23 protein-coding genes, 1 tRNA gene, 3 pseudogenes and 1 other annotated feature are annotated in these 23,481 nt (G+C 40.5%); of the genes and pseudogenes, 8 read left to right on the top strand and 19 right to left on the bottom strand.

Translation table 11 applies throughout. The features are described 5' to 3' along the window. Nucleotides 1–5 precede the first annotated feature (5 nt). The 14 genes and pseudogenes from JFY49_RS07795 to JFY49_RS07735 form a co-directional block, all read right to left on the bottom strand. Complete coding sequence (locus tag JFY49_RS07795) at nucleotides 6–404, bottom strand: hypothetical protein (RefSeq protein ID WP_200224706.1); 399 nt, start codon at nucleotides 402–404, stop codon at nucleotides 6–8. A 26-nt stretch (nucleotides 405–430) separates the two neighbouring features. Next, nucleotides 431–1,174: pseudogene (locus tag JFY49_RS07790) on the bottom strand (phage head morphogenesis protein); the annotation flags it as partial. A gap of 951 nt (nucleotides 1,175–2,125) precedes the next feature. Continuing rightward, nucleotides 2,126–2,584: pseudogene (locus JFY49_RS07785) on the bottom strand (phage minor head protein); the annotation flags it as partial. 3 nt (nucleotides 2,585–2,587) lie between these two features. After that, complete coding sequence (locus tag JFY49_RS07780; protein WP_200224705.1) at nucleotides 2,588–4,048, bottom strand: DUF935 family protein; 1,461 nt, start codon at nucleotides 4,046–4,048, stop codon at nucleotides 2,588–2,590. 12 nt (nucleotides 4,049–4,060) lie between these two features. Continuing rightward, complete coding sequence (locus JFY49_RS07775) at nucleotides 4,061–5,737, bottom strand: terminase (RefSeq protein WP_200224704.1); 1,677 nt, start codon at nucleotides 5,735–5,737, stop codon at nucleotides 4,061–4,063. Continuing rightward, nucleotides 5,734–6,231 (bottom strand): DUF2280 domain-containing protein, encoded by a 498-nt coding sequence (locus tag JFY49_RS07770; protein ID WP_200224702.1) that lies wholly within the window; start codon nucleotides 6,229–6,231, stop codon nucleotides 5,734–5,736. Before JFY49_RS07770 ends, JFY49_RS07775 begins: the two co-directional genes overlap by 4 nt. A 52-nt stretch (nucleotides 6,232–6,283) precedes the next feature. Continuing rightward, a complete protein-coding gene (locus JFY49_RS07765) occupies nucleotides 6,284–6,925 on the bottom strand; it encodes a putative metallopeptidase (protein WP_200224701.1) in 642 nt (213 codons plus the stop codon). Beyond that, nucleotides 6,876–7,322 (bottom strand): hypothetical protein, encoded by a 447-nt coding sequence (locus JFY49_RS07760; RefSeq protein WP_200224700.1) that lies wholly within the window; start codon nucleotides 7,320–7,322, stop codon nucleotides 6,876–6,878. Before JFY49_RS07760 ends, JFY49_RS07765 begins: the two co-directional genes overlap by 50 nt. Then, entirely contained in the window at nucleotides 7,312–7,488 is a 177-nt protein-coding gene (locus tag JFY49_RS07755; protein WP_200224699.1) for a hypothetical protein, read from the bottom strand. The genes JFY49_RS07760 and JFY49_RS07755 overlap by 11 nt, the downstream gene beginning before the upstream one ends. A gap of 594 nt (nucleotides 7,489–8,082) precedes the next feature. Then, nucleotides 8,083–8,361 (bottom strand): hypothetical protein, encoded by a 279-nt coding sequence (locus JFY49_RS07750; RefSeq protein ID WP_413784595.1) that lies wholly within the window; start codon nucleotides 8,359–8,361, stop codon nucleotides 8,083–8,085. Nucleotides 8,362–8,516: 155 nt separating this feature from the next. Continuing rightward, nucleotides 8,517–8,642 carry a hypothetical protein gene (locus JFY49_RS17645; protein WP_265092679.1) on the bottom strand — a complete coding sequence of 42 codons (126 nt, stop codon included), beginning with the start codon at nucleotides 8,640–8,642 and terminating at the stop codon, nucleotides 8,517–8,519. Between the two features lie 670 nt (nucleotides 8,643–9,312). After that, on the bottom strand, nucleotides 9,313–9,558 hold the full coding sequence (locus JFY49_RS07745; protein ID WP_086197412.1) for a hypothetical protein: 246 nt from the start codon (nucleotides 9,556–9,558) through the stop codon (nucleotides 9,313–9,315). Nucleotides 9,559–9,825: 267 nt separating this feature from the next. Further along, a tRNA-Met gene (locus JFY49_RS07740) sits at nucleotides 9,826–9,902 on the bottom strand. Nucleotides 9,903–10,000: 98 nt separating this feature from the next. Then, complete coding sequence (locus JFY49_RS07735) at nucleotides 10,001–10,288, bottom strand: hypothetical protein (RefSeq protein ID WP_166168999.1); 288 nt, start codon at nucleotides 10,286–10,288, stop codon at nucleotides 10,001–10,003. A gap of 147 nt (nucleotides 10,289–10,435) precedes the next feature. Between JFY49_RS07735 and JFY49_RS07730 the strand changes: the two genes are divergently transcribed. Beyond that, nucleotides 10,436–11,770: an IS4 family transposase gene (locus tag JFY49_RS07730; RefSeq protein ID WP_200223737.1), complete on the top strand. Its 1,335-nt coding sequence runs from the start codon at nucleotides 10,436–10,438 to the stop codon at nucleotides 11,768–11,770. A 374-nt stretch (nucleotides 11,771–12,144) separates the two neighbouring features. Here JFY49_RS07730 and JFY49_RS07725 read toward each other — a convergent pair whose 3' ends face one another. Further along, on the bottom strand, nucleotides 12,145–12,609 hold the full coding sequence (locus JFY49_RS07725; RefSeq protein ID WP_086197414.1) for a hypothetical protein: 465 nt from the start codon (nucleotides 12,607–12,609) through the stop codon (nucleotides 12,145–12,147). Nucleotides 12,610–12,824: 215 nt separating this feature from the next. Between JFY49_RS07725 and JFY49_RS07720 the strand changes: the two genes are divergently transcribed. Further along, nucleotides 12,825–14,044 (top strand): IS3 family transposase gene (locus JFY49_RS07720; RefSeq protein WP_200224698.1). Its coding sequence is split into 2 segments (ribosomal slippage): nucleotides 12,825–13,101 and nucleotides 13,101–14,044, totalling 1,221 coding nucleotides; the frame shifts between segments, so codons are not numbered across the junction. Then, nucleotides 13,100–13,216: a sequence feature (AL1L pseudoknot), on the top strand. Its footprint overlaps the gene before it by 117 nt. 39 nt (nucleotides 14,045–14,083) lie before the next feature. Here the strand turns inward: JFY49_RS07720 and JFY49_RS07715 are convergent. Both JFY49_RS07715 and JFY49_RS07710 read right to left on the bottom strand, forming a co-directional pair. Beyond that, a pseudogene (locus JFY49_RS07715) lies at nucleotides 14,084–14,293 on the bottom strand (MarR family transcriptional regulator); the annotation flags it as partial. A gap of 522 nt (nucleotides 14,294–14,815) precedes the next feature. Beyond that, a complete protein-coding gene (locus tag JFY49_RS07710; RefSeq protein ID WP_200224697.1) occupies nucleotides 14,816–16,018 on the bottom strand; it encodes an alkane 1-monooxygenase in 1,203 nt (400 codons plus the stop codon). A gap of 191 nt (nucleotides 16,019–16,209) precedes the next feature. Here JFY49_RS07710 and JFY49_RS07705 point away from each other — a divergent pair, with 191 nt between their 5' ends. Next, the gene (locus tag JFY49_RS07705) at nucleotides 16,210–17,133 is read left to right on the top strand and encodes an AraC family transcriptional regulator (RefSeq protein ID WP_180043971.1); all 924 of its coding nucleotides are present in this window, start codon (nucleotides 16,210–16,212) and stop codon (nucleotides 17,131–17,133) included. Nucleotides 17,134–17,136: 3 nt separating this feature from the next. On the opposite strand, the gene lpxB is transcribed toward JFY49_RS07705, so the two are convergent. After that, on the bottom strand, nucleotides 17,137–18,330 hold the full coding sequence (gene lpxB / locus JFY49_RS07700) for a lipid-A-disaccharide synthase (RefSeq protein WP_180043970.1): 1,194 nt from the start codon (nucleotides 18,328–18,330) through the stop codon (nucleotides 17,137–17,139). A 629-nt stretch (nucleotides 18,331–18,959) separates the two neighbouring features. Here lpxB and JFY49_RS07695 point away from each other — a divergent pair. The 3 genes from JFY49_RS07695 to JFY49_RS07685 all read left to right on the top strand — a co-directional run bounded on the left by JFY49_RS07695 (nucleotide 18,960) and on the right by JFY49_RS07685 (nucleotide 21,656). Then, nucleotides 18,960–19,850 (top strand): sulfite exporter TauE/SafE family protein, encoded by an 891-nt coding sequence (locus JFY49_RS07695; protein WP_086197427.1) that lies wholly within the window; start codon nucleotides 18,960–18,962, stop codon nucleotides 19,848–19,850. Between the two features lie 127 nt (nucleotides 19,851–19,977). After that, nucleotides 19,978–21,069: a 3-deoxy-7-phosphoheptulonate synthase gene (locus JFY49_RS07690; protein ID WP_180176592.1), complete on the top strand. Its 1,092-nt coding sequence runs from the start codon at nucleotides 19,978–19,980 to the stop codon at nucleotides 21,067–21,069. Nucleotides 21,070–21,131: 62 nt separating this feature from the next. Beyond that, on the top strand, nucleotides 21,132–21,656 hold the full coding sequence (locus JFY49_RS07685; protein ID WP_180176584.1) for a protein tyrosine phosphatase family protein: 525 nt from the start codon (nucleotides 21,132–21,134) through the stop codon (nucleotides 21,654–21,656). Here JFY49_RS07685 and ispF read toward each other — a convergent pair. Further along, complete coding sequence (ispF, locus tag JFY49_RS07680; RefSeq protein ID WP_086197430.1) at nucleotides 21,644–22,135, bottom strand: 2-C-methyl-D-erythritol 2,4-cyclodiphosphate synthase; 492 nt, start codon at nucleotides 22,133–22,135, stop codon at nucleotides 21,644–21,646. The genes JFY49_RS07685 and ispF overlap by 13 nt on opposite strands. Before the next feature lie 99 nt (nucleotides 22,136–22,234). Between ispF and JFY49_RS07675 the strand changes: the two genes are divergently transcribed. Both JFY49_RS07675 and JFY49_RS07670 read left to right on the top strand, forming a co-directional pair. Further along, on the top strand, nucleotides 22,235–22,885 hold the full coding sequence (locus tag JFY49_RS07675; RefSeq protein ID WP_200224696.1) for a hypothetical protein: 651 nt from the start codon (nucleotides 22,235–22,237) through the stop codon (nucleotides 22,883–22,885). A gap of 87 nt (nucleotides 22,886–22,972) precedes the next feature. Continuing rightward, entirely contained in the window at nucleotides 22,973–23,425 is a 453-nt protein-coding gene (locus JFY49_RS07670; RefSeq protein ID WP_200224694.1) for a hypothetical protein, read from the top strand. Nucleotides 23,426–23,481 lie beyond the last annotated feature (56 nt).

Raw genomic sequence — 23,481 nt, 5'->3', positions numbered from 1 at the left:
TTTTACTAAGTAGAACGTTCAAATGTGATTTCAAAATTATCTCCATCCCAAGAAGTTATTTCTCCAATCCAATCTAATTTAGGTGAAAATGTATTGTGAAATTTACTAGCATCTTCTCCACGCTTAACACCCTCAATATTATTTGTACGTGCAATCACAGCTCTAATAGGCATTTTTTTCTCATATGCAATTAAGAAATTTTCTCTAAACTCTTTATTACCATGTCCATGCCATCTGGATATTGAATCTACATATATTGCTTTTCCACTTTCTGTTTTAAAGAAGTCTTGCCATAAGCTTAGAACTAATTGTTTATCTTTATTAAAAGCAGAAACTGACCAAACTGTATTCTTTGGAGATGCGCCCAGTTTATTGAAAGCCTCTGTTTTATTCATATTAGCCATACTTGAAGTCTATTTGATTTTCTCACCTATCTTAACTTCAAAGTATAAATCATTTTCTCCTCTACAATCTCAACCTTAAGAACCTCAAAAGACAATCCCATTTCAAACAGTACACCTTGCCCAGCATTGAGCTTTTCAAGATCAATACCCAAACCTTTGGCATTCTCAATCTTGATTACGATATCTGAAGCCATATCAGCCATCAGCAACGGCGCATTTAGTTGAACTGTTTGTCCGACCTGATAAGCTGCCACCTGCTGAAGAGTTGCAGCACCCACCACGGTTGAGGTCGTATTACTTGCCACAGCCTGAATAGCTGCCATATCAGTACCTATCCAGCGCTTAAGCACATCATCAGCCAGTGAACTAGTAGCAGAGTTTAAATAACCAGTCAGTGCAGCATCATTCCCTTGTACATAATCCAAAAAAGTTCGAATTGCACTTGGCCTGATCTGTGGATCGAGTGGAATCACCGTATTGGCCACCGTATCAAACAGGTCCCGGGTTTTATCATCCATTGGAGCAAAAAGACTGGTCAACTTTTTACTCGCAGTCCATTCAGCCTTAATTACTTCTTTCTGCTCGAGGAGATATTCCTTATCCAGTGATGAAGCACTGATCTTCTTATCAACTAGTGATTCAAGCTCACCAAACTGCAGCGGATGAGAACTCCAATCCAGTGCCTCGGCAACTTCTGGCAACTTATCATCAGGAGTAATGCCGTATTTCAATGCCTGTTTCTCGGTTAAAGCAATCACAGTGCACCGGCAGTTATGTGTTATAATTCCATCTGCGGACAATAAACCACTATCACTCTGGAAATCATACACATGACCGCTGAAAAAGTCCTCAACAACATCGACCACTGGATCGACTGCTACATGGCTGGCATGAGCATCAACCAAATATCCAAACAGACCGGAATCGTCAGACACTCCGTGACTAGACAATTCCTCAAAAAGGGCGTTGTCTTGAGAACACAAAGCCAAGCCGAAGCGGTCAAGTGGAAGACCATCAAACAGACTCCAGGCGGAATTGAGCGTCAATGCTCTGCTGCTTGGGATGCCTGTAGAGACTCCAATAGAGAGTTGGAGCTTGCTGTCCTTGATCTCTATCAATCTCAAAATATCGGCAAGCATAAAGTCGCTACTACTTTCAACACATCCGAGGGAAATGTCGCCAGAATCCTGAGAAAGCATAATATTAGGAACAACAAGCCCACTCTTAGGCGTGCTGCTGGCTTCAAAGCTCTCGAAACAGGTTCCATCATTTCTGATCACGAACATTCGCTGTTTGATGCCTTGACCACCATTGGAATCAATCTTGATCGACAAACCATCATTCAGGATATCAATGTGGATTTCACTATCAAAGGTGAAAAGATTGCTATCGAACTTGAAAGAAGATGCTTCGCCGATAGTAAGAGCATGACTAATGAACGACTTGAAAAGATTTTCAGCAGTGGGTACAAACTCATTATCGTATACCTCCCGCGTCAAACCGTTAGCATTAAGACTTTCGACTGGTCTGTCGTAAGCAATCAAATTGTCGCCTTGCTTAATGAGCTCAGCAATAACCCAACCACGACTCGTAAGTATTGGGTGATTAGCCGTGACCCTCAACTTGCGGCCAGACTGGGTGACAAGCTTTACGACCTTCCCGCTGTAAAATCTCTTAATTGCGCCATGTGAGGCACCATCAATTTTCGTATCAGGTAAGAAACAACGGAAACCCAACGGCGGGTAATGTGTCAGCCAAAATGGATGATCAATTGGTAGCACAATACGATTCAAGGCTAAATGTGCAGGACGCACCCGGCTATCATCAATCGCCGAGTACATCAGATATGGACGTTTAGCCTTATTCCGTTGCTGTTGTTGCCACCGCCCATGACCATACGCATTCTGGATATTGGTACGGAATACATTGTCCAAGTAATGCTTCGGTAAAATGATTTCAGACTCAGCAATCAGCTTTTGAAAGTCATTAAACGTTCCACCGTCGGCAATGGATTTATTCACCGCCTTGATAACCGTTTCAATTTGCTCAAGACTTGATAGAAAGCTAACTGTAGTCGCCATCTGCCTGGTCTTAAGGTCCATTGAATAGAACTCATCCGGAAGGACAATCTTCTTACTGTGAGCAAACTGAAGCGCCTCAAGGAAAGTTACTGGTTGCATAGCTTATTTCCCATCTTGTGCCATCGCATACCCAAGCACATCAGCCGCATATAAAGCTTGATCCAATTTAGCTGTGAACTCAGTCCGTGATGCCTCGGGTAGTAACTTTGCCAAGTTAAAAACTAAAGTTTCAGGACTGTCGGATTCAGAAACCAATTGTTTAATCTGATCCTGATTTAAAAGCTCTAAATCACCTTGGCCATCCGTCAGCTCTTCAACTTCCTGCTGTGCTGCAGATAACTTATTGGCAGATGCCTTAAAGTTAAATGCCTGGTGAGGTAATGCAGTGAATTGGGTATTCGCTGGTAATTGCTGAGCCTCAGCAATATCACCATCCTGCAATCCATATTCACGCAGAAAGTACTGCGGTGTTAGATTAGCCCCGGCATTTTTAAGATGAGCATCACGTTCTGCCTGGTCTTTATTGAGTGGCTTAGGTTTTTCACCAAGCATCACCTTGTATTCACCCCACTGATTCAAGGCACACAAAGCATCAACAACTGCTTGTAGGGTTGGTGTCACTAAGCGAATATCCGACTTCAACTTGTCCATACGGACGTTATCGTGCACCTGACCTAATGCCCGGCTTCCTACACCATCGGTACCACTGGTGAGCGTCTGCCCCAATACAACCTTTTGAATCTGACGAACCAATTGATTGTTAAAAGCCTCGAATGCTGCACCGGCTGTCCCACTTGTTCCTGGTGCAGAAAGGATTTGCACATCATCTTCAATATCAATAGATAAAACACTTTGAGCATGGGCATCTAACAGTGCTTTGCTCATATCATCAGTTTCAGTATCTTTGCATTTACCAAGTAGAATCGGCGTACCAAAGCGCTCTAAGAATTTTGCCCAGAACTTAAAGCCGTTTTGCTTAAAGAAGAATAACCAATACAGTGTGGCCAGCAAGGCCTTGCCATAAGGCTGCTCGTATGTGGCTTTACGGCGTGTTAAGAAAAACTTAAATACCTGATCAACTTCACGCTCTGCGTTATGGCCATCCTGTCGGTAAATTAAACGACCGTCGTTCTTAGGCTCAAACCATTGCATCGGCTTCTCACCGATCCACTGAATACCCACATAACCTTCCGGTTTTAATTCATACACAGCTTCTTGCACTGAGTAGCCAAATAGCAAAGCATTAAAAGCGGCTGCAGCGATTTCATAAAACCACTCTTTCAATATCAAATTCAGCATCTCTGCTTCTTTGCTATCACTTGGTTCAATACGTAACGGCGTGGCCAGAAGAGCATCTAGACGTGTTTCGACTGCTTGGGCAATTTCATCATCATCCAGTAGTACACGCAATTTATGACGTGCAATCCCTGCTTTACGAAGCACTTCATCCGTATCTGGTTGCTTCCCAAAATTCACCAGGAACTGAGTAACTGCTTCTTGAGTGTATAAGTTGCCATAAGACAAAGCCTTCTTTGACGCTTTGCCTTTTTTAGACTTTGCCATGAGTTTTCCTTATCAATAAGTTCGAGTACCCGCACCTGCAGGTTTCTTTCTTTTCCGCTCTCTAATATCACTGAAACAAATCATCACGCTATCAGCCCGGTTTGGTGACAGTGCACCGTCAGGCTGCTTATTCACTAAAATTTTGCCTGCACCATTTTTGCTGTATGTGGGTTGTGAAAGTTCGCGCTTAAGTTGTTCAAGCTCTTGCTTATCTATGTCTTGTGTTGAGAGTGAAATAAGACTGTCTGGGTCATATTGCATGCCCTGTAAAGCTCGGTAGGTGTTTTGGAATCTAAGTCGCAATGACCACCACATCTGAGCTTTAAGATTGGCAAAGAAGTCCACGTTTTTACGTGCCTCAACCATCTCCTGCTCAGGGTTATGTACTGCACCTGATCCCCGGAAAGGATTAGCCTCAATTTCTGGCATCCCCTTCACCTGATTCTGCTCATTAATGACGCGAGCATCACCGCGTACACCAGCACCTAAACCATCTGCATCGTAGAAGAACAAATTCAGCTTCAAATCCAGGCATGCATCGATAGCCTTTTGCGTGGTACCAAAAATGTCATCACCAACACCAGACCATGTATCCAGGTATTGCAATACGATCCCATGGCGGGCAGCAAAAGAGTTTTTATCCTTACCTTCATCCGCCACATCCAGTGCACCGTTACGCTCACCAGAAGGCTGAATACCGAGCTCAATATGAGAATCAACCGCAGCTTCAACCCATGCGGAGGGGATCAGTACGCCTTCAACCGATGCGGCGTAATCAATATCTACTTCCTGAGCCAAAACAACGTCATCAAGTGTGGCCTTTTGCTTTTCATACCATGGATAAATCAATTTTCCATGTATCTCAGCCTGCCAATTCTTATCAGGATTAGCTCTCCAAGGCATGGTAAAGACGGCGTAACGACCGCTAAAACGATCCTGGTGAAAGCGATCGCCGATACCATTGGGAGTAGACCCTTTGATATGAACGTTTGTATTCTGGGAAATTGCAGCATCTACCGCTTCTTGACGCTCTACGAATGCCCATTCATCCAGAAAGTACATTGTGGTACGACCACCACGGCCAATGTTGTCACCAGCTTCACCGGTAACGGTTGCGCCGTTGTCCGGGTTAATGATTCGCATGTAGTTGTCATGTACTTTTTCAACAAAGCCCCTCGGCTTCATCCAGTCTGGCAACTTGGAAAACATGTCCCGGAACTTATGCAGCAATGTCTTGGGGTCACCCTTCTTATCGACAAGGTCCTCTTTACGACTACCAACCCCACCCGCAAAGCCTTCAACAAATAACCATCGGTGCAAGTAAAACCCCAGGACTACATAACTCATCCCTTCATCACGACTTTTTTCAATCAGGCCATGTGTTTGGGTGCTCTCACGTTCAATCAACCAATCTACGAGTTCAACCTGACCAGGGCGCAAGACAAAAGGAATATTCGCTGGCAATCCAAAAGGCATACCCCGAGGATCATAAGTCCATACCCAGTGATTAAACCAATGTGCAGGGTCGTTCTTACATTTGTAGATTTCAGCCTGAATACTTAGCTCATTCTGTTCTATCAGCATTCGGTAGTAATAACGCCGTGTCATTTCTTCAATGACTTCAGGCAGGCGTATGTTGATCGTCCACTCTTTAATTAGTGGCGCTATATCTTCAATTGCATAAGTCATAACTTGCCATTAATTGCCAAACGTGAAAGCTCTTGCGCAGACAAGCCTGCCAGTTCTTCCGGTGAAAACTTATGTGTTGATTTAGTTTCTTGCTGAATTGGCCCGCCATCTTTACCGGTGATTTCTATTTTCTTCTCATAGTACCCTTTAACAATCTTTTGCATTTGATCAGATAGCTTGATTGCATCACGTGTATTGTTTTGCTTTTTAATAAATAAGGTGCTCAACACCTTGAGCTGAACAATGTCATTAGCACCTTCAATGTTATAGATCGGCTGCTCAATATATTTCTTTCGAGCCTCATGAAATAGATCGACAAATTCTTGCGATAGATCAGCACCTGCAACTTTGGTTGGGTCGTATGTCTCTACTTGTTGTGGAGAAACATCAACCCCTAATTTTACCTTGATGTCCTCAACCACCTGAGTAGGTGTCATAAACTGTGCAAGTGCACGAACTATAAAAACTTTTTCATGCTTTTTAAGTCTTGCCATAAATCACCATCCATCAAGGTACATCAAGGAAAGTGGGCAAAAAAATTTGAATCTAACCGATTAGACAATTCCCACAGCACGCAGCCATACTTTTTTCAGATACAAACGGCGCATTCTTGGATATCTCCAAAAGCCGCTTAACAGATTCGTCTGCACCCCAGCGTTTAGTTTCACCAAAGAACACTTCAACATCATGGCCAGCCAGGTAATGTTTAGGTAGACCAGTCATGTCGCTATAGATGATCTCGCCATCAGCATCGCGCTCAACGCCAATGTGATAAAGCTCATGTTCGATCAGACGACAAAACTCACGATCGGAAGCTTGCTCACAAAATGCAGCATCAACCGTAATCAAATATTGAGGCACAAAACCGAACCAGTCCCGCATTTGCTGTTCCTGACGCGCCTTCTTCCAGCCACCTTGGTTAAACATCACCTTTTCACACTGACCAAGCACCATACGCTTTTTAGCCACGGCGGCCGATGATGCCCAGGCAAATGCCAGGAACTCTTCATTGTCGTGAAGCAGCTCAGCGATATGATCATGATCCGGGTTATGGAGTTCACCGCCCAAAGTCAGCCAATTTTTAACGACCCATTCTTTAAGCTCTGGTGCCGGTGCCAAACGAATCGCTTCTTCTTCCTCAGCCTGATCCATCAGATCCGTCGGCGGGAATGGTCTGAACTGTTCCATAAGATGCCTTTAAATTTCTAAGCCAAGCGGTAGCACGACCCATATTGATATCACCGGTTTCAAAGCGCATATACCGATAGCCCATTTCTTCAGCCTGGTCGTACCGGTCAATGCTCCAGGCTTTTGTGGCCAGTTTGCCTTTTCGTCCACCTGACCAAGGTCCACCAGCTATTTCAATCAACATACGATATTCAATAAGGTGCAAATCAAAACGCCAGTGTTTCGTGCTTTTAAAATGGAAATACTCTTCATACTTAATTTCCATGCGATCAAGAATTTCTTTCAATCGCTCAAATGCTTCTAAGTATTTTTCACCGGCTTTGGGTAGTGGTCTGGTACATGGTTTCTTTTTAAGTGGACCTTTATCAGTTAAGGCTTTGTATTGATCAGGATTCATATAAAGCAAAACGCAAATTCTTAATACGCTCTTTCAGCTTAATCATAATGCCGTCGATTGCCAGCAACTCATTGCGTGTCAGTCCAGATCTACTGAGATTCTGATACTTAGACAGCTCAGCACTGCAAAATTCTAAGTCTTGTTTCGCTTGTACTTTGTCTGTCATAGACACCACCAATAAGAAAAGAAAAACCCCGCCAATATCTAGTATGTAGCGGGGTTTTATATGCCGTAATACGTTCGGCAATGGAGAAATCACTCAGGTTTTGTTTTACCACACTTACGACATTCGACCTCGGCAAATATGTCTGACTCGTAATCAAATGCATGTATGCAAAATAATTTGCGTAGGAATTGGAGCATCTAGTTTCTCCTGACAAAAAAAGCCCACCTCGAGAACATTGGTGGGCTTATAAACACTGACCATGGAGTAGGTCATTCAGAAACTACAGCTGTTTCTGTTGGTTATTTTCTACACCATTTAAGTATTTTTCAGTGGCAAAATATACCAAAAATTAAAATAATGATAATTAAATCAAATTATTAGAATAACTTAATTAATTATTTATTAACATTAAAGATGAAAGCTGATAGGTAACTTTCAGGCAATTAAAAGCCCACTTACTCCTTCAAATAAGTGGGCCGGTGCTGTAGTCATTTTCTTCGTTTTATTTGCGTTTTCTTGTTTTCGCAAAAATAAGATAGCACTAAAAAATTAACAACAAAGTATAGAGAATGCACAGGAACTGTTTTCACTTGTCTACTTTGGGTTATTTTTCTTTTTAAGGTATGGCAATTTTGATTTAAACATTACTTCCTCTCTTGTTACCCTGAACTTTTTCTTTGTTCCAGGATGAATAAAAGTGTTTTCACCATCTAAACTAATTACATTTTCATTAATCACTATTTGGGGTAAAGGCACACATATAGGGTTTCTTCCATATTCATTGAAAACCTTTTCAAATACCTGCTCTACCACTATCTTCATACCGCAACGACTTATAGCTTTTACTTCTTTTAATATAAAAATTTTAGACATTTCCAATAACTCTTTTTATTTTTTTCCAAAGAATTATAGAAGTGCCATCTTTATGTGTTGTTAATTTTTTATATAAATTTGTGATCAAAAAAATCTGGGTGCCCTGATATTGCTTACACATGACATTTCTCAGGGCACAAACAATCCCATCTTCATTATGAAGACTTAGTATCCCCCTTCATATAATGATAATTATTGTTTTTTGAATTCTTCTTATCTTTAAGCTTTTTATAACAATATCCGGCTACCACACCTGTACCAATCAAAGTTAATAGTTTCATCTTTCACCTCAACCAATCAGAAATGCAAGCATATATAACTATCACCTCTATTCATTACACTCCAAGCACGTTTCGATAGTTTTTTGTATGTCAGGTAAATTTATGTGTATTAAATAAAAAGCCCACCTTTCGGTGAGCCCCATCTGTATCATTTTGCGCTGATTCAAGATGTATAAGTACTGCCTCATAACAGTGGGCGTAATTTAGTTAAAACCCATTCTATTAGCAAATTTATAAGCATGATGTACTTTGGTTTGCCATTTCAGTAACTTATAAGCTCATAAAAAATGGATACACATATCATCATGTGTACCCATTGCCTCAGATTACGATATTAACCAGCTCGGCAACTGATCTACCGCTACTCCCTACTGTGATTGCCACTGAATAGGCACAGTACTAATCAATTTTCGGTTTCATTATCAATGTATGGCGGGGCATCACTCCCAACTCTGATTTCACTTTCCTGCATATCCTATTCATGCTCGATGAACTGCATGGGTTGTATCGTCTTTCGTGCGATCTAACTAGCTCAAAAGCTGCTTAAGCAAATACTGGCATTTTGATTCTCCTTTTTGGGTTATTTTGAGAGACAAATTCATTTGTGTATCAAAAACACTAGACAACAAAAAAGCCCGATCAATGACCGAGCTTAGATTTTTTATATGAATTAACTTAGGTGTTTTGGAATATCTTCAACAAATTTAAACTCTGCAGGATAACGAGTCCGAAGCGCTTCAGTAATCTCATTAAACATTCGCTGATACTCTTCAGTAATATAAGTAGCCTTCTTTATTTGCTCAGCAGAATCAGCAACCATTAACAATAACTTTCGGTTTTCTTCCTTTAATTCTTCATTTTCGTGCATCACCATTGCCAATAACGACTGTAATTCATCTTTAGTTAATGCACTCATAACAACGGCTCAGTATTTTTTCTAAAGAATAGCAAAGGATTATGACAAATAAGAAAGCCCACTATGTGAGCTTTCTGAGGTTTTGCCGTCTTTTCCGAGCTGTCAATCGAAATTACCCAAAGCATCCATGCGCTGGTGGTGCTTATTTTCTTCAAAATTTAATTGGTGTCAATACTGAATTTTGAACAAAATAAGCCACCTTTCGATGAGCAAAAAAATACCCACAAATTGAGATAAGTGGGTATATAAACTTTGAATCTTTTTCGTTGGTAGCGGGAGCTGGATTTGAACCAACGACCTTCGGGTTATGAGCCCGACGAGCTACCAGACTGCTCCATCCCGCATCAACGAGTTAGCTTTATACGTCATAAGCAGCATCAAAGCAAACTTTATTTTAAAAATAAATACTTACAGCATATCCTGCATCAATAAGTATCTAAATCTAACCATTATTCGTTTTAGTAATAAAAGCTGGATGTAAGTCTCTATACTTACGCAATCTATTTTTTTCACTCTCTAAAAATGATTTAGGTTCATCCGACCAGGATGATTTTCTTGAATCAAGACCTGAATGACTAAGAGCCCAATCAGAAATAGTTCCATAAATAAATGTATTATCGGCAAAAATATATTTTACTTTTCTCTCAACACTATCTAAAAAAACCTTATATGTAGGTAATGAACCAAATATACTAATTTGAGTATAAATGTATTTGTAGGATTCAGACATGGAGCCAAGTACTTAAATGATATTTCCACTATACCATTTTAAACAATAAAAAAGCCCACCTTTCGATGCAATGCTGTTCACTTAAGCATTTGAAGCCTCGCGAAATTTATTAGAGAATCCGATGTCAGGTTTGGCATCGGATTTTTTATGGTGTTTCAGCAGGATCTTCTCGACCTCAACGGTCTATTTAACTTCTCGGATCTGAGTACCTTTACTCACAATATCCCCATTGAGTGGGTCGAATCCGCACTCAAGTTGAGCAGTTCAGCTACTATCCGCAGGCGACGCTTGCCTGCAGATCAAGTCCTCTGGCTGGTTCTTGGGATGGCAATTTTTCGGGATGAGCCCATCCATGAAGTGGCAAGAAGACTGAATATTTGCGCTCAGGGGTTAGCCTCTCTTGACCTGCTGGCACGTAGTGGGGTAACTGAAGCCCGTAAGCGTTTGGGTGCAGATCCTGTAGAGTGGCTATTTCGCCAGACGGGTCAATACTGGGGACATGAGCGATATCCAGATGATCAATGGCAGGGGCTTCAGGTCTTTGCTGTCGATGGTGCACTCTTCCGAACCCAGGATACGACTGATCTTCGTGAGCACTTTGGCTCAGGCAATACTTCTACACAGCGCCAGACGCCATTTCCGATGCTACGGCTCGTCGCGCTGATGAATGTGCGCTCACATACACTGGTCGATGCACAGATCAGTCCCTATCGCCGGGGCGAGATTCCTTTGGCTGCAAAGTTTATCTCCCAGATTCCGAATAACTCGATCACCTTGTTTGACAAGGGTTTTTGGAGTGCGGATTTATTGCTTTCACTCTCGATGCAAGGTCAAGGTCGTCACTGGCTGATTCCGGAGCGCAAAAATCTGAAAAGTGATGTGATCGAGACGTATGCAGAAGGTGACGTGCGGGTACGGATGAAAGTGTCACCCCAGGCAAGAAAGAAAAACCCGATGCTCCCCGAATACTGGGAAGTCAGGCAAGTGAGTTATGCTGTGCGGGGCGGACGAATAAAGACAGTTCTGACCTCGCTGCCGGCCGATCAATATCCTGCAAAGGATATCGCCAGGCTCTATCAAGAGCGTTGGGAAATCGAATTGGGTTTTCGGGATATCAAAAGCTCGATGCAGCATAATGCCATCACGCTTCGCAGCAAGACGGTAGAGCTGGTTTATCAGGAGTTGTGGGGTCTGTTGCTGAGCTACAATATTATTCGGCGAGAAGCGGCATTTGCAGCGGTAGCCTTTGGGCGTTCACCTTCGGATATCCGTTTTAAGCCTGCATGCCAGTACATAGCCGTTCAGCTGATTGTGATGGCGAATGCCAACCCTTTGTCAGGGACTGGCAGGCGGCTATCGGAGCTGAGATCAGGGATGGGTAGCCTGTTTCTGGAAAGGCGTTCGAGGCCAACAACACCCCGAACGGTTAAGATGTCAAAAACCCGTTATCCGGTAGATCACAATGCTGCTCCTCTTAAGTGAACAGCATTGCACCTTTCGATGAGCTTATTCATTTGGTAAATGTTAATCAATTTTATAGTTGGCAAAATCTTTTAATAATGCTTTTCTGACAATTTCATCAAAGTCAGCTTTCGAATACCGAGTTTTTTTTTATAACTTTTTGACAATAGCTTTTTGCTACGCTTAGACCAAGCAGATTCCATAATTTCATTACTCACCTCAAATGCTTAATGATTTTGGTATACATCAAAACTATCATTTGGATTTGTAGCCTTCCAACCCCATTTAGATTGTTTTTTGTACAGAATGTAAATAAATGCATTTGAAGTATAAGTTAAATACTTTTCTCCTGGCATTAAAAAAACCTCCCAATGGAGGCCTCTTTAGCAATCTAATTATGTGATTTCTGAATCTTCAAAATTTTTAGGGAGATTTAAATTTATTTTAAAATTTGCAATTTGATCAGCATTGCCCCAATCCCCATAAATAAGCGCTTTTACTTCAATTCCAGTATCTTCATATAGATGCTTATCGTTTAAAATTTTGAGAAATTTTTCAGCATCTTCGTCACTTAGATAACCTACTTGAATACCACCAACAATCACCATAATTGCATAGGTATATTCTGTGTTTGTGGTATCCATGATCAAAAGAGCATTGACAACTTTACTGACAGAATGATCAAGCTGAGGGCCAACTATCTCAATTATGGGGTGCTGAAAGTCTATTGCACTGGAAACTTTATGACCAAACTTATTTTTAGTCATTTCTTTAAACTTTCCACCAGACTTTTGTTGGAAAGGGTTTACCATTACAAAAGCTGTTATTAAGATAACAATAAGGAGAAGAATTAGACCCATGACTCATACTCGTTTACATGGGAAAGATACTAGAACCCTAAGATAAAGGGACGCATATTCTTTAAGTTTTACTGAGTTTTGAACTGTCATCACAATTTATTTAATTCAGAAGACAGATACTCAATGAACTGCTTTTTATCCTCTATTTCAGGTACATCAAATACCTGAACCGTACCGGGTTTGTCGGAGACCAAGCTTTCTGAGAGAATGTCCCGATGAAAAAAGTAAAATATACCCCTGAAATCAGAGAAAGAGCGGTTCAATTATTGATTGAATCCGAAAAAGATTATCCATCGAATTGGGCCGCAATCACAGCTATTGCATCTAAGATTGGTTGTACGCCTGAAACACTTCGTATTTGGTATCAGAAATATTCAGATCAACAAAATCCTGTCAAAGTACAACAGATATCTGATCAAGAAAAAATGAAGCAAATGGAACGTGAAATCAAAGAATTAAAGCGTGCCAATGAAATTTTACGTAAAGCAGCCGCTTTTTTCGCCCAGGCGGAGCTCGACCGCCCACACAAATAATGGTGGATTTTATCCATAATAATAAAGAGCTGTACGGAGTCGAGGCGATTTGTAGAATTTTACCGATCGCACCTTCAACCTATTACCGGACTCTAGATCTCTGTGAAAATCCAGAACATCGAGCAAAGCGAGATTTACATGACTTGCATCATGCTGAGGAGATTAAACGAATTTGGAAGGAAAGTTCAGGTCGGTATGGTGTACGTAAAGTCTGGCAAAAACTGAAACGTGAAGGCTATATTATTGCACGCTGTACTGTTGCTCGATTAATGAAAAAGCTAGGTATACAAGGTGTTTGGCGAGGTAAGAACAAACAAACCACCCGTAGCCGAGATGACCAAAAACGAGCAGATGATTTAGTGAAACGTAATTTTACTGCTGATCATCCTGACCAACTGTGGGTCAGTGACTTTACGTATATTCAAACAAATTCAGGCTGGGTCTATACCGCCTTTATTATTGATGTGTTCTCACGAGCAATTGTTGGCTGGAAAGTATCTACACGGATGAATACAGATATGGTGCTCGATGCATTGGAGCAAGCATTGCATGATCGAGGCATGCCAAAGAATGTGATTCATCATTCCGACAGAGGTGTGCAATATCTTTCCATTCGCTATACCAATCGTTTAGAAGCAGCAAATTTACGAGCATCAGTCGGTACGACTGGTGATTCATACGATAATGCTTTGGCTGAAACGGTGAATGGCTTATACAAAACAGAGGTGATTGAATATCTAAAAGCAGATTGGCAAGGTTTAGCGGATGTACAACTTGCGACACTAAATTGGGTAGATTGGTTCAATAAAGAGCGTGTACATAGTGCACTGGGTTATGTATCACCTTTTGATTTTGAAGCAATGTACTATGATAAGATTAACCCGTTAGGTCAGGTGGCCTAACTTAAATAAAAAACTCTCCGACAAACCCGGTACGGTTCACATCTCGGATAGCTCGGATACACTCGCATTGGGCTTGGACTTTAAAGCCAACAAGATACGCCGACGAGAATTGTCTAAACCATATTTTTTTAACGCATGATCCACATTCTGAACATATTGAGAATGTACTTGAGTAATCCAGTAGTATGGAAAATTATCCAGATTAAACTCAGATGCTGCAGAAAAAAATTTACTGTATTTTCTTGTCATGTCAAAAAACCTCTAACTTATTGTTGTAATTTAAATTATTTTAATGTTCCAAATTTTATTTAAAGTCATTTTTTTTAGCAATACATATTAAATTATTTTTATTGCTCATTCAAAAATTAAGTCTCTCATAAATTGTGTAAAAAATATACAAAATTTGTATAAAATAAAAGCCCGACATCATGTCGGGCCTTTTCGTATTTGATGCTTAGATCTGACTCCTATCGTACATCACCTTGCTGATCTAAGAATTTTTTCTTTACTTCTATTTATTTTTTTATTGCTGAACTTCCTGTTCCTGTATGATTTGGGCACAGGAAAAATCTATTACACTAATCCATAAACACCTTAAATTCCTGTGCGCCATAACGTACAAAAATGATGAATTTTACATCCAGGCTTTATCAATATCATTCATATATTTTCTTCAAAAAAGAACGGGAAATTTTCTATCTCTGTAAAAATAAGTGCTTTTTAAATATACTTATTGATAGAAAATTTCCAAATAGAACAGCGCAGAATACTTTATAAAGACACACCGAACTTCTTGAATATGCTGGCACGGCGTTTTGGATGAATATTGGCTTTATTTAAATCACCTTTATAATGATCAAATACACGTTTATCCATCATTTTAAACCAGAGCGATGGAATTAAAGCTGGTAATAACATGGTGGCATAACCACTTGGCAATTCAGGTGCTTCATCAAAGTGACGTAAGGCCTGAAATGGTCGTGTCGGATAGGCATGATGATCGGAATGACGCTGCAACTGGTACAAAAACAGGTTGGTAGTAATATTGTTATTGTTCCAGCTATGCTCAGGCATGATACGTGTATAAGTTCCATCTTCCTTTTTATCGCGCATTAAACCGTAATGTTCAATATAGTTAATAATTTCAAACAAACTGATGCCATAAAATGCCTGTGTGGCCAAATAAGGAATCACGTCTTTACCAAATAGCTTCAGCATACTGGCATGAAAACCGGCACTCATCGCCCAGCCTTGAAACAGTTCATTTTCCTTGCTAAAGAAAGATAAACCTTTGCGTTTTAAACGGTTCTTTTCAATTTCAATGGACGATTTAATTCCACCAAATACCGTTCTTGGCCAAAACTCATAGAAAGTTTCACCCATTTTCGAAGAAGCAGGATCTTCAGGCGTTGCAGCACGCTTATGATGTCCATAAGGATGTTCAACCCGAAAGTGATTATAAAACAGCGGTGCTAATGTGGCATGGGCAAGATAATGATCCTTTTTATGCGATCGATGCGACAGCTCATGTGCCGTATTGACTCCCACGCCATTAATCGCTCCCATGGAAATGCCCAAAAGGATTTGATCCAGAAAAGAGGTTTCTTTACGACTTACCACATAACCGGCAAAAAGGTTGGCAGCCATTTGCAAAGGAATAAACAGTTTCACAATGCGGTCATAATAAGGGTCTGCTACAAGTGACTTAATTTCTTCATCATCAGGATTATTACCGTCATTACCGACAATCGCGTCGACCGTTGGAATAATCACATGCAGCAATAAAGGACCACCCAAGGCAAATATTTTTTTTGTGGCTTTAGGACCAAACTGATAGCCAGCCAAAATCCCCATACCGATCACCGGTAAACCGGGGCTCAGCAGCCACCAATAACGTTTTTTGTCGAGGGCTAAGCCTGAAGCATTAGGCAGGGTCTGAAGTGTGGCTTGATTTAAATTTACTGGTGCATTCATGCTGGCGATCTTCCCTATTTTTTGTTCTAACGTTATATTTCTAGAAATAGGTCCTCAAGAACAGTTGTAAACGTCCAAAAAAACTATGCAAACGTCCTTGGCATATCTAGCCAATTTTTGACCTAAAAACACATGCTGGCATAAATCCAGAATTTTATAATTTTTATTCAATGATGACAGAACGATAAGACATGGATGCCTTAAGTAAAATTTTTGACGATATTCATCTGAATAAATCTGAATATATTTATTTAAAACCGCAAGGTCACTGGGCTTATGCTTATCAGGAACAAGATGCCATGATTGGCTATGTGGTTCTGGTGGGCCATATGACCATTCAACTGAATCCACACACCCAACTGCAGGTCGAAGCAGGTGATCTGGTGCTGATCCCATCAGGGCAAAACCACTCTTGCCATAGCAGTCATAAAAGCAATTTAGTTGAAGCACTTAATATTACCGGGCTTTTTGATGAAAAAAGGCAAGAAACCATTGAATTTGGAAGTACCAGCGGTGAACCAGCACTGATTCTGGCGATCCGCTGTCATATTGATACCATTATGGCACGTCCCTTACTGAATGCCCTGCCCGACTATATTCATATTCAGCATATTACCGGCAGCACTACCCCTGAATGGCTACAAATCGGATTACATTTTTTGGCCGTAGAAGCCTATCAAATTCGTCCGGGTCGCGACAAAATTCTCGATCATCTGGTCAGTATTCTTTTTATTGAATGTGTACGCGATTATATTGCCCAGTTAAGCGATTCCAATAACTGGCTCAGGGCTTTGGCACATACCGAACTGGCCAATGCTTTGGCCGCTATTCACGGTAAGCCTGATCAGGCCTGGACGGTAGAAAGTCTGGCTGAACAATGTTGTATGTCGCGTTCCAAGTTCGCCACCTTATTTAGCAGTATTGTAGGAGAAACACCATTGGCCTATTTACAGCAATACCGTTTCCGTTTGGCTTCACAGCATTTACGCGAAGGACAATTGTCGATACAGCAAATTGCCCATCGTGTTGGTTATTCTTCCGAAACGGCGTTTAGCCAGACTTTTAAACGCCTGTTTAATTTAACTCCGAGCCAATATCGCCAGCAGTTCCAGTAAAAATCAGGCTTGATCAGATGTGCCTGCATTCAAGGTATTCAGAATGGCCTGAACCGGGTCTTCACTATTGCTTGACAACAGCTGCTTGTGCATGGTGATGTGCTGCATCGCCTGAATTTGTGCAGTTTCAACGTTCATCAGTTTTTCAATTTCAGCAGCCAGATTTTCTGGCGTTGCATCATGCTGAATCAGTTCCTGAATGACCTTTTTCCCGGCAATAATATTCGGCAACGAATAATACGGAATCTTGATCAGGAATTTGACCAAATGATAGGTCAGCCAGTTTAGTTTATAAAAAGTCACCATCGGACGATGTAACAACATCGCTTCTAAAGTTGCGGTTCCCGAAGCCAATGCCACAATATTGGAAGCATTCATCACTTGACGGCCAATTTTCGATTCCGTATCGATATTTTCCAGCAAACAGACTTTAGCCACACAATCAGCAGGATATTGTTGCAGTAATGCTTCAATCTGCTGTTTGCGCGCCTCATTAATAGCTGGAATCAGAAACATATATTCAGGATGTTTCTGACTAACGATTTTCGCTGCATCAAGTACCAATGGGCCCAATCTTTCAATTTCACCACGACGACTCCCCGGTAACAGTGCAATGTGCTTGTGTTCCACATTCAAGCCCAGCTCCTGCTTGGCTTCAATCAGCGGGTTTTGCAATGGCAATTGACTGGCCAATGGATGCCCGACAAAAGCAGCTGGCACATCAAATTTTTTATAAAAGGTTTTCTCAAAAGGAAATAAACACAGTACCAGATCAATACTGGCTTTGATGCCATGTACCCGTCCCTGACGCCATGCCCAGACTGAAGGACTGACATATTGCACGGTTTTGATCGGTAAGTTTTTCTGTTTCAGACTTTTAGATAAACGTAAATTAAAATCTGGCGCGTCAATCCCGACAAAGACATCCACCGGCTCTTTGCTCCAGATATCAACTAAACCATCACGCACGGCGAAAAGTTTTTTCAGATCTTTTAAAACTTCCACAATGCCCATGACCGATAAAATATCCATCGGATAATAGCTTTTGAAACCTTCAGCAATCATCTGTGGACCACCAATGCCTTCAAATTCGGCATCTATGCCTTGCTCACGAAAACTACGGATCAGTTTAGCGCCAAGGGTATCGCCTGAAACCTCACCAACCACCATTCCAATTTTTAGTTTTCTATTTTGCAAGTGTTTTTCCCCATACGTCCTGCGGCTGAATAGTTTAATATTTTAGCATAGTCCTTTATCTTTACATGACTAAGCATTAATCTCTTCAAACTATAGCAAAACAATAAATTTAAATGCCGTGTTGGGAAAAATTTGCGTTCGATACAAACATGGCTTCAGCAGGAAATTCTAAAATCTTTTCAGACACAGTGGCGATAGATCAACAAACATTTTATTTTCAGCCTAATATTTTTCATTAATGTTCTGGTTTTCAAGGACAAATCGCTTCATGGATATTTCATGAAAAAAATAGACTGCAAATTGTGACTATATGACCTATATGAATAGTTCCACTATAAAAAAGGCTATCGAAACTTTTTGTGAAAATGCATCACATAACAGTAGCCCAGATAGTGTCTAAGTTGAACTGCTATATAATCAACTTCCATTATTCCGATCTCTATTTCAAGAATTCATATCCTGCTGAATTTTCAATATTTAATTTTAATCAGACAAAAGTATTAACGCACAACATAAGAAAATAAAATCCCGCTTTATCTCTTTTTAGAATAAGCAAATCAATAATCAAGACAACGACTTATATGAAAAAGTCATAACATATGCACGTTTTTGATATTTGGCATATAACCATGTTTGGTCCATTAGAATTTATTTTAGCAGGTGTTTTGGTTGGTTTCTGCGTTGGGATTACAGGTGTCGGTGGCGGTTCTTTAATGACTCCTATCCTGATTAGCCTATTTAGAATCGAACCACATATCGCCATTGGAACAGACTTGCTATATGCCGCTATTTCAAAATTCTGCGGGTCTTTAGTTCATGCAAAAAAAATGAATATTGTTTGGCCGATTGTCATCTGGCTTGCTGTAGGCAGTATTCCTGCCTCATTTGCAACGCATTGGGTACTAGAAAACTATCTCAGCCAATCCAGTAGCTATAAAGCTGTCTTAACCATGGTCCTAGGCTTTATGTTGACCCTGACCGGTGTTTCTATCGTATTCCGTGGTCATATTGAACAATTTTTTAACAAGCTGCGTAAAGATGTACCTGTTGATATGACGCAGGATCTGGAAAAGGTTAACTTACAAGCCAAAGACAAACGTGCTTATATCGTGATTATGGGCATTGTATTGGGAATATTCGTTACCTTATCTTCAGTCGGTGCTGGTGCATTCGGTATTATGGCACTGGTTTTGATGTTCCCAAATTTACCCATGATCCGAATTATTGGTTCCGATGTGGTGCATGCTGTATTGTTGACTTTGGTTGCAGGACTTGGGCACATGAGTTCAGGTAATGTCGATTTACACTTGCTTGGCTGGTTATTGGTTGGTTCCATTCCTGCAATTGTAGTAGGTACTTTGATTAGTTCCCGCTTGCCGGAAAAAATTATCCGTAAGATTCTGGGCATTACCTTGTTTGCCTTAGGTATGAATTTCATGCTGCATCCAGTCAAGGCAAAACCTGTGGCGAAACCGGCTACCGCACAAGTGATCAGCATTGAAAAAACTGCACATGTTTAATTTAACTATACGATTCATCACTTTTTTTTGACCTATATATTGATCTTTTTTATAACATGGTGAATGTATATTCGTGTTATATTCAGGGGATGAAATAATTTTTTGTATGATCGAACCAGTGACGGCAATGAATACACTACAGTCAAAACCTATTACACAATCTGACATCGACGACGTGAATGTACAAAGCATTCAGCCTCTTGTAACTCCTGCAGAATTAAAAAAAGAGTTACCTTTGACTGAGCAAGCCTATCAAACCGTCCTTAAAGGCCGTGAAACTATTCGCAATATCCTGGATGGTAAAGACAAACGCCTGTTTGTCGTCATTGGTCCTTGCTCAATTCATGACACCGTGGCTGCACATGAATATGCCGATCGTCTCAAAGTTTTAAGCGAAAAAGTTAAAGATAGCCTTTATATCGTCATGCGTGTCTATTTTGAAAAACCACGCACCACGGTAGGCTGGAAAGGTTTGATTAATGATCCTGACATGAATGACTCTTTCAATATTGAAAAAGGTCTGCGTATTGGTCGTCAGCTTTTGGTTGAACTGAATGAGAAAGGATTACCATGTGCGACTGAAGCACTCGATCCAAACTCGCCACAATATTATCAAGACCTGATTTCATGGTCAGCAATTGGTGCCCGTACCACTGAAAGCCAGACGCACCGTGAAATGTCTTCAGGTTTATCTTCACCTGTAGGCTTTAAAAATGGTACTGATGGCGGCTTGACCGTTGCAACCAATGCCATGCAGTCGGTGAAACATGGTCACAGCTTCCTCGGCCTGAATGATCAGGGTCAGGTTTCTGTCATTCGTACCAGCGGTAACCAGTACGCACACGTAGTACTTCGTGGCGGTAATGGGAAGCCTAACTACGATGCAGGTTCTGTTGCAGAAGCTGAAAATGCCTTGGCCAAAGCCAAAGTCAGCAACAAGATCATGATTGATGCCAGCCATGCCAACTCCAACAAAGACCCGTACCTGCAACCGCTGGTACTGAAAAACATCACTGAACAGATTCAGGATGGCAACAAGTCGATTGTGGGCATTATGGTTGAAAGTCATCTGAAAGGTGGTCGTCAGGATATTCCTGAAAATCTGGACAATCTGGAATATGGCAAATCGGTGACTGACGGCTGTATCGATTGGGAAACCACTGAAAAAGCCCTGCTCGATATGCATGAAGCATTGAAAGACGTTTTACCAAATCGCTAAGAGCTAAAACGCCATCTGACCAGATGGCGTTTCTACTTTAACATTAGGAAAAATTTTATCTGATGAATGAAATTGAACATGCACTCAGTCATATCAAAAATTTCCAGTTTATTCACGAGCATCTATTCACTTCTGCCCAGCCTAAGGCGGAACAGCTAAAGCTGATTAAAGAATACGGTGTAACCACAATTGTGAATTTGGCCTTGTCTGACGCCGAGCCGCATTTAGATCATGAAGATAAAGTTTGTTTAGATTTAGGCTTAAATTATATTAAGCTGCCCATTTCAGCAGAAACACCTTCTGATGACCAATGTTTACTGGTATTGGACCTGCTCAATCATCTAGTACAAGAACAGATGGTTTGGGTTCACTGTGCAACCAACCATCATGTCAGCTGTTTAATGTATTTATACCGTCAATATTATATGAATGTAGACATGCCTACAGCGCAAGAACTGATGCACAGTATTTGGGAACCGAATGAAACCTGGACCGGCTTAATTCATGCAGTAGCCCTACAACTGCAAGGTCGCAAAGCTACCCAGGAACTACAGCAGTCGCTGATCCATCCAGATCATTTTGCCTGATGCGAAATCAACACTGTTGCAGTCGATAAAATACCTTCTTCACGTCCGGTAAAGCCTAATTTTTCTGTGGTTGTGGCTTTAACGCTAATTTGTGTAACATGTACATCCAGAACATCTGCAATACTTTGACGCATTTCCAGATTATATTTGGCCAGTTTTGGACGTTCACAGGCGACCGTAATATCTGCATTATTTAACACATAACCACGATCTAAAATTAGTTGATAGACATGTTTAAGTAGAACGCGACTATCTGCTCCCTTAAATTTTGCATCGGTGTCAGGAAAATGCTGTCCGATATCGCCCAGAGCCAATGCCCCCAATAATGCATCACAGAGTGCATGCAATACCACATCACCATCTGAATGGGCTTTTAAGCCTTGGTTATGTGGAATCTTGACCCCAGCTAAAGTAACAAAATCACCTTCTTCAAAGGCGTGTACATCCATTCCCTGACCAATTCGAATTTGTGCGACCACGTTAAGCATCCTTAAGAAATAAATGATTGAGATGTTGTATTCACGCTTTCTATTTCGCTATAGTTACAGCAGCGCAACATAGTGAAATTATAAGCGATCATGCTGGTGAATACCGATATTAATCTCATTAAAACATTAGGCACATTATTCAGTATTGGCTGTTTGTGCTCAACCATGGTATATGCTCAAGACATTGACTGTACACAGCCTGATACAGCCTCAATGAAAAATATTTGTGCTGACAATTTTGCAAAATCGCGAGAAAAACTCTCTAATCACTATATCACGGCTTTTTTAGTCAGCGATGCGCCGGTACATTTACTCGAAGATACACACCATTTATGGTTTAAGCGCTTACAGCAATGTAAAAGCCTGGACTGTTATAAGCAGCAATTTGAAATACGCATTGAAGATCTGAATTTTTATACCTCATTGAACCAGACTTTGACCAATCACTATTTAAAATTTGAAAAGGGTCAATTTGCCCATCAACCGGTACATTTACAAGTCCATCAACTGACCAAAGATAAAATTAAAATTGAGGGCGTAGCCTACCGTAACCCGAACAATAAATTAGAAACACAAACGATTCCTTTTTTAGCCTATACCACCGCTGATCAAAAAAGCGAAATTGTCGATAACGAACACGATTGCAAATACCATTTCGATTTTAATAAAGCACTTTTATCGGTTACAACCAAACAAAAAGGCTGTGAACGTTTTGTAGGTATATACCGGCTTTATGATTGAAGATATCGGTTCTTTTGAATTTAGAAAAAAGACTCATCAATATTGGTATAACAAATCAAATGATTTAAGAGCCTCTGCTGGCGCGCTATGGTTTGCCATGAGGGATTCAGAAATAATATTGCTGAACATTTAAAATTAGGCAGTGGCTTTTCTATGGGGATCGCTTGTTATCCTGTTTTTCCCATGTTATGTGGACTTTCATTAGAAGTTCTTTACAAAGCTATCTGTGTGAGAAAAGATATAAAATTTAAATCCTCTCACAACTTAATCATTCTTGCAAAAGATGCACAAATAGATATTACTGATGAAGAATCTAAATTTTTAAAATTTTTTACTGAATCCATTATTTGGAATGGTAAATATCCAGTTCCATCCGATAAACAAAAACATGAATACGATAAATTAACAGAGCTTCACTATGATCTCCTATTTGATAAAATCAAAATTGGTTCTTTAGATGGCTATACGCCAAACGGTAAACTTAACTGGGAAAATTTTAATAATATTTGGCTTAAAGGTTCTTATAATTATCATTTTTAGATCTCACAGAATTTAATTAACCAAAATAGATAGAATCATAAAAAGCATGAAGTATG

Source organism: Acinetobacter sp. CS-2, from assembly GCF_016599715.1.
GTDB lineage: Bacteria > Pseudomonadota > Gammaproteobacteria > Pseudomonadales > Moraxellaceae > Acinetobacter.
This window is presented reverse-complemented; position numbering and strand designations above follow the sequence as displayed.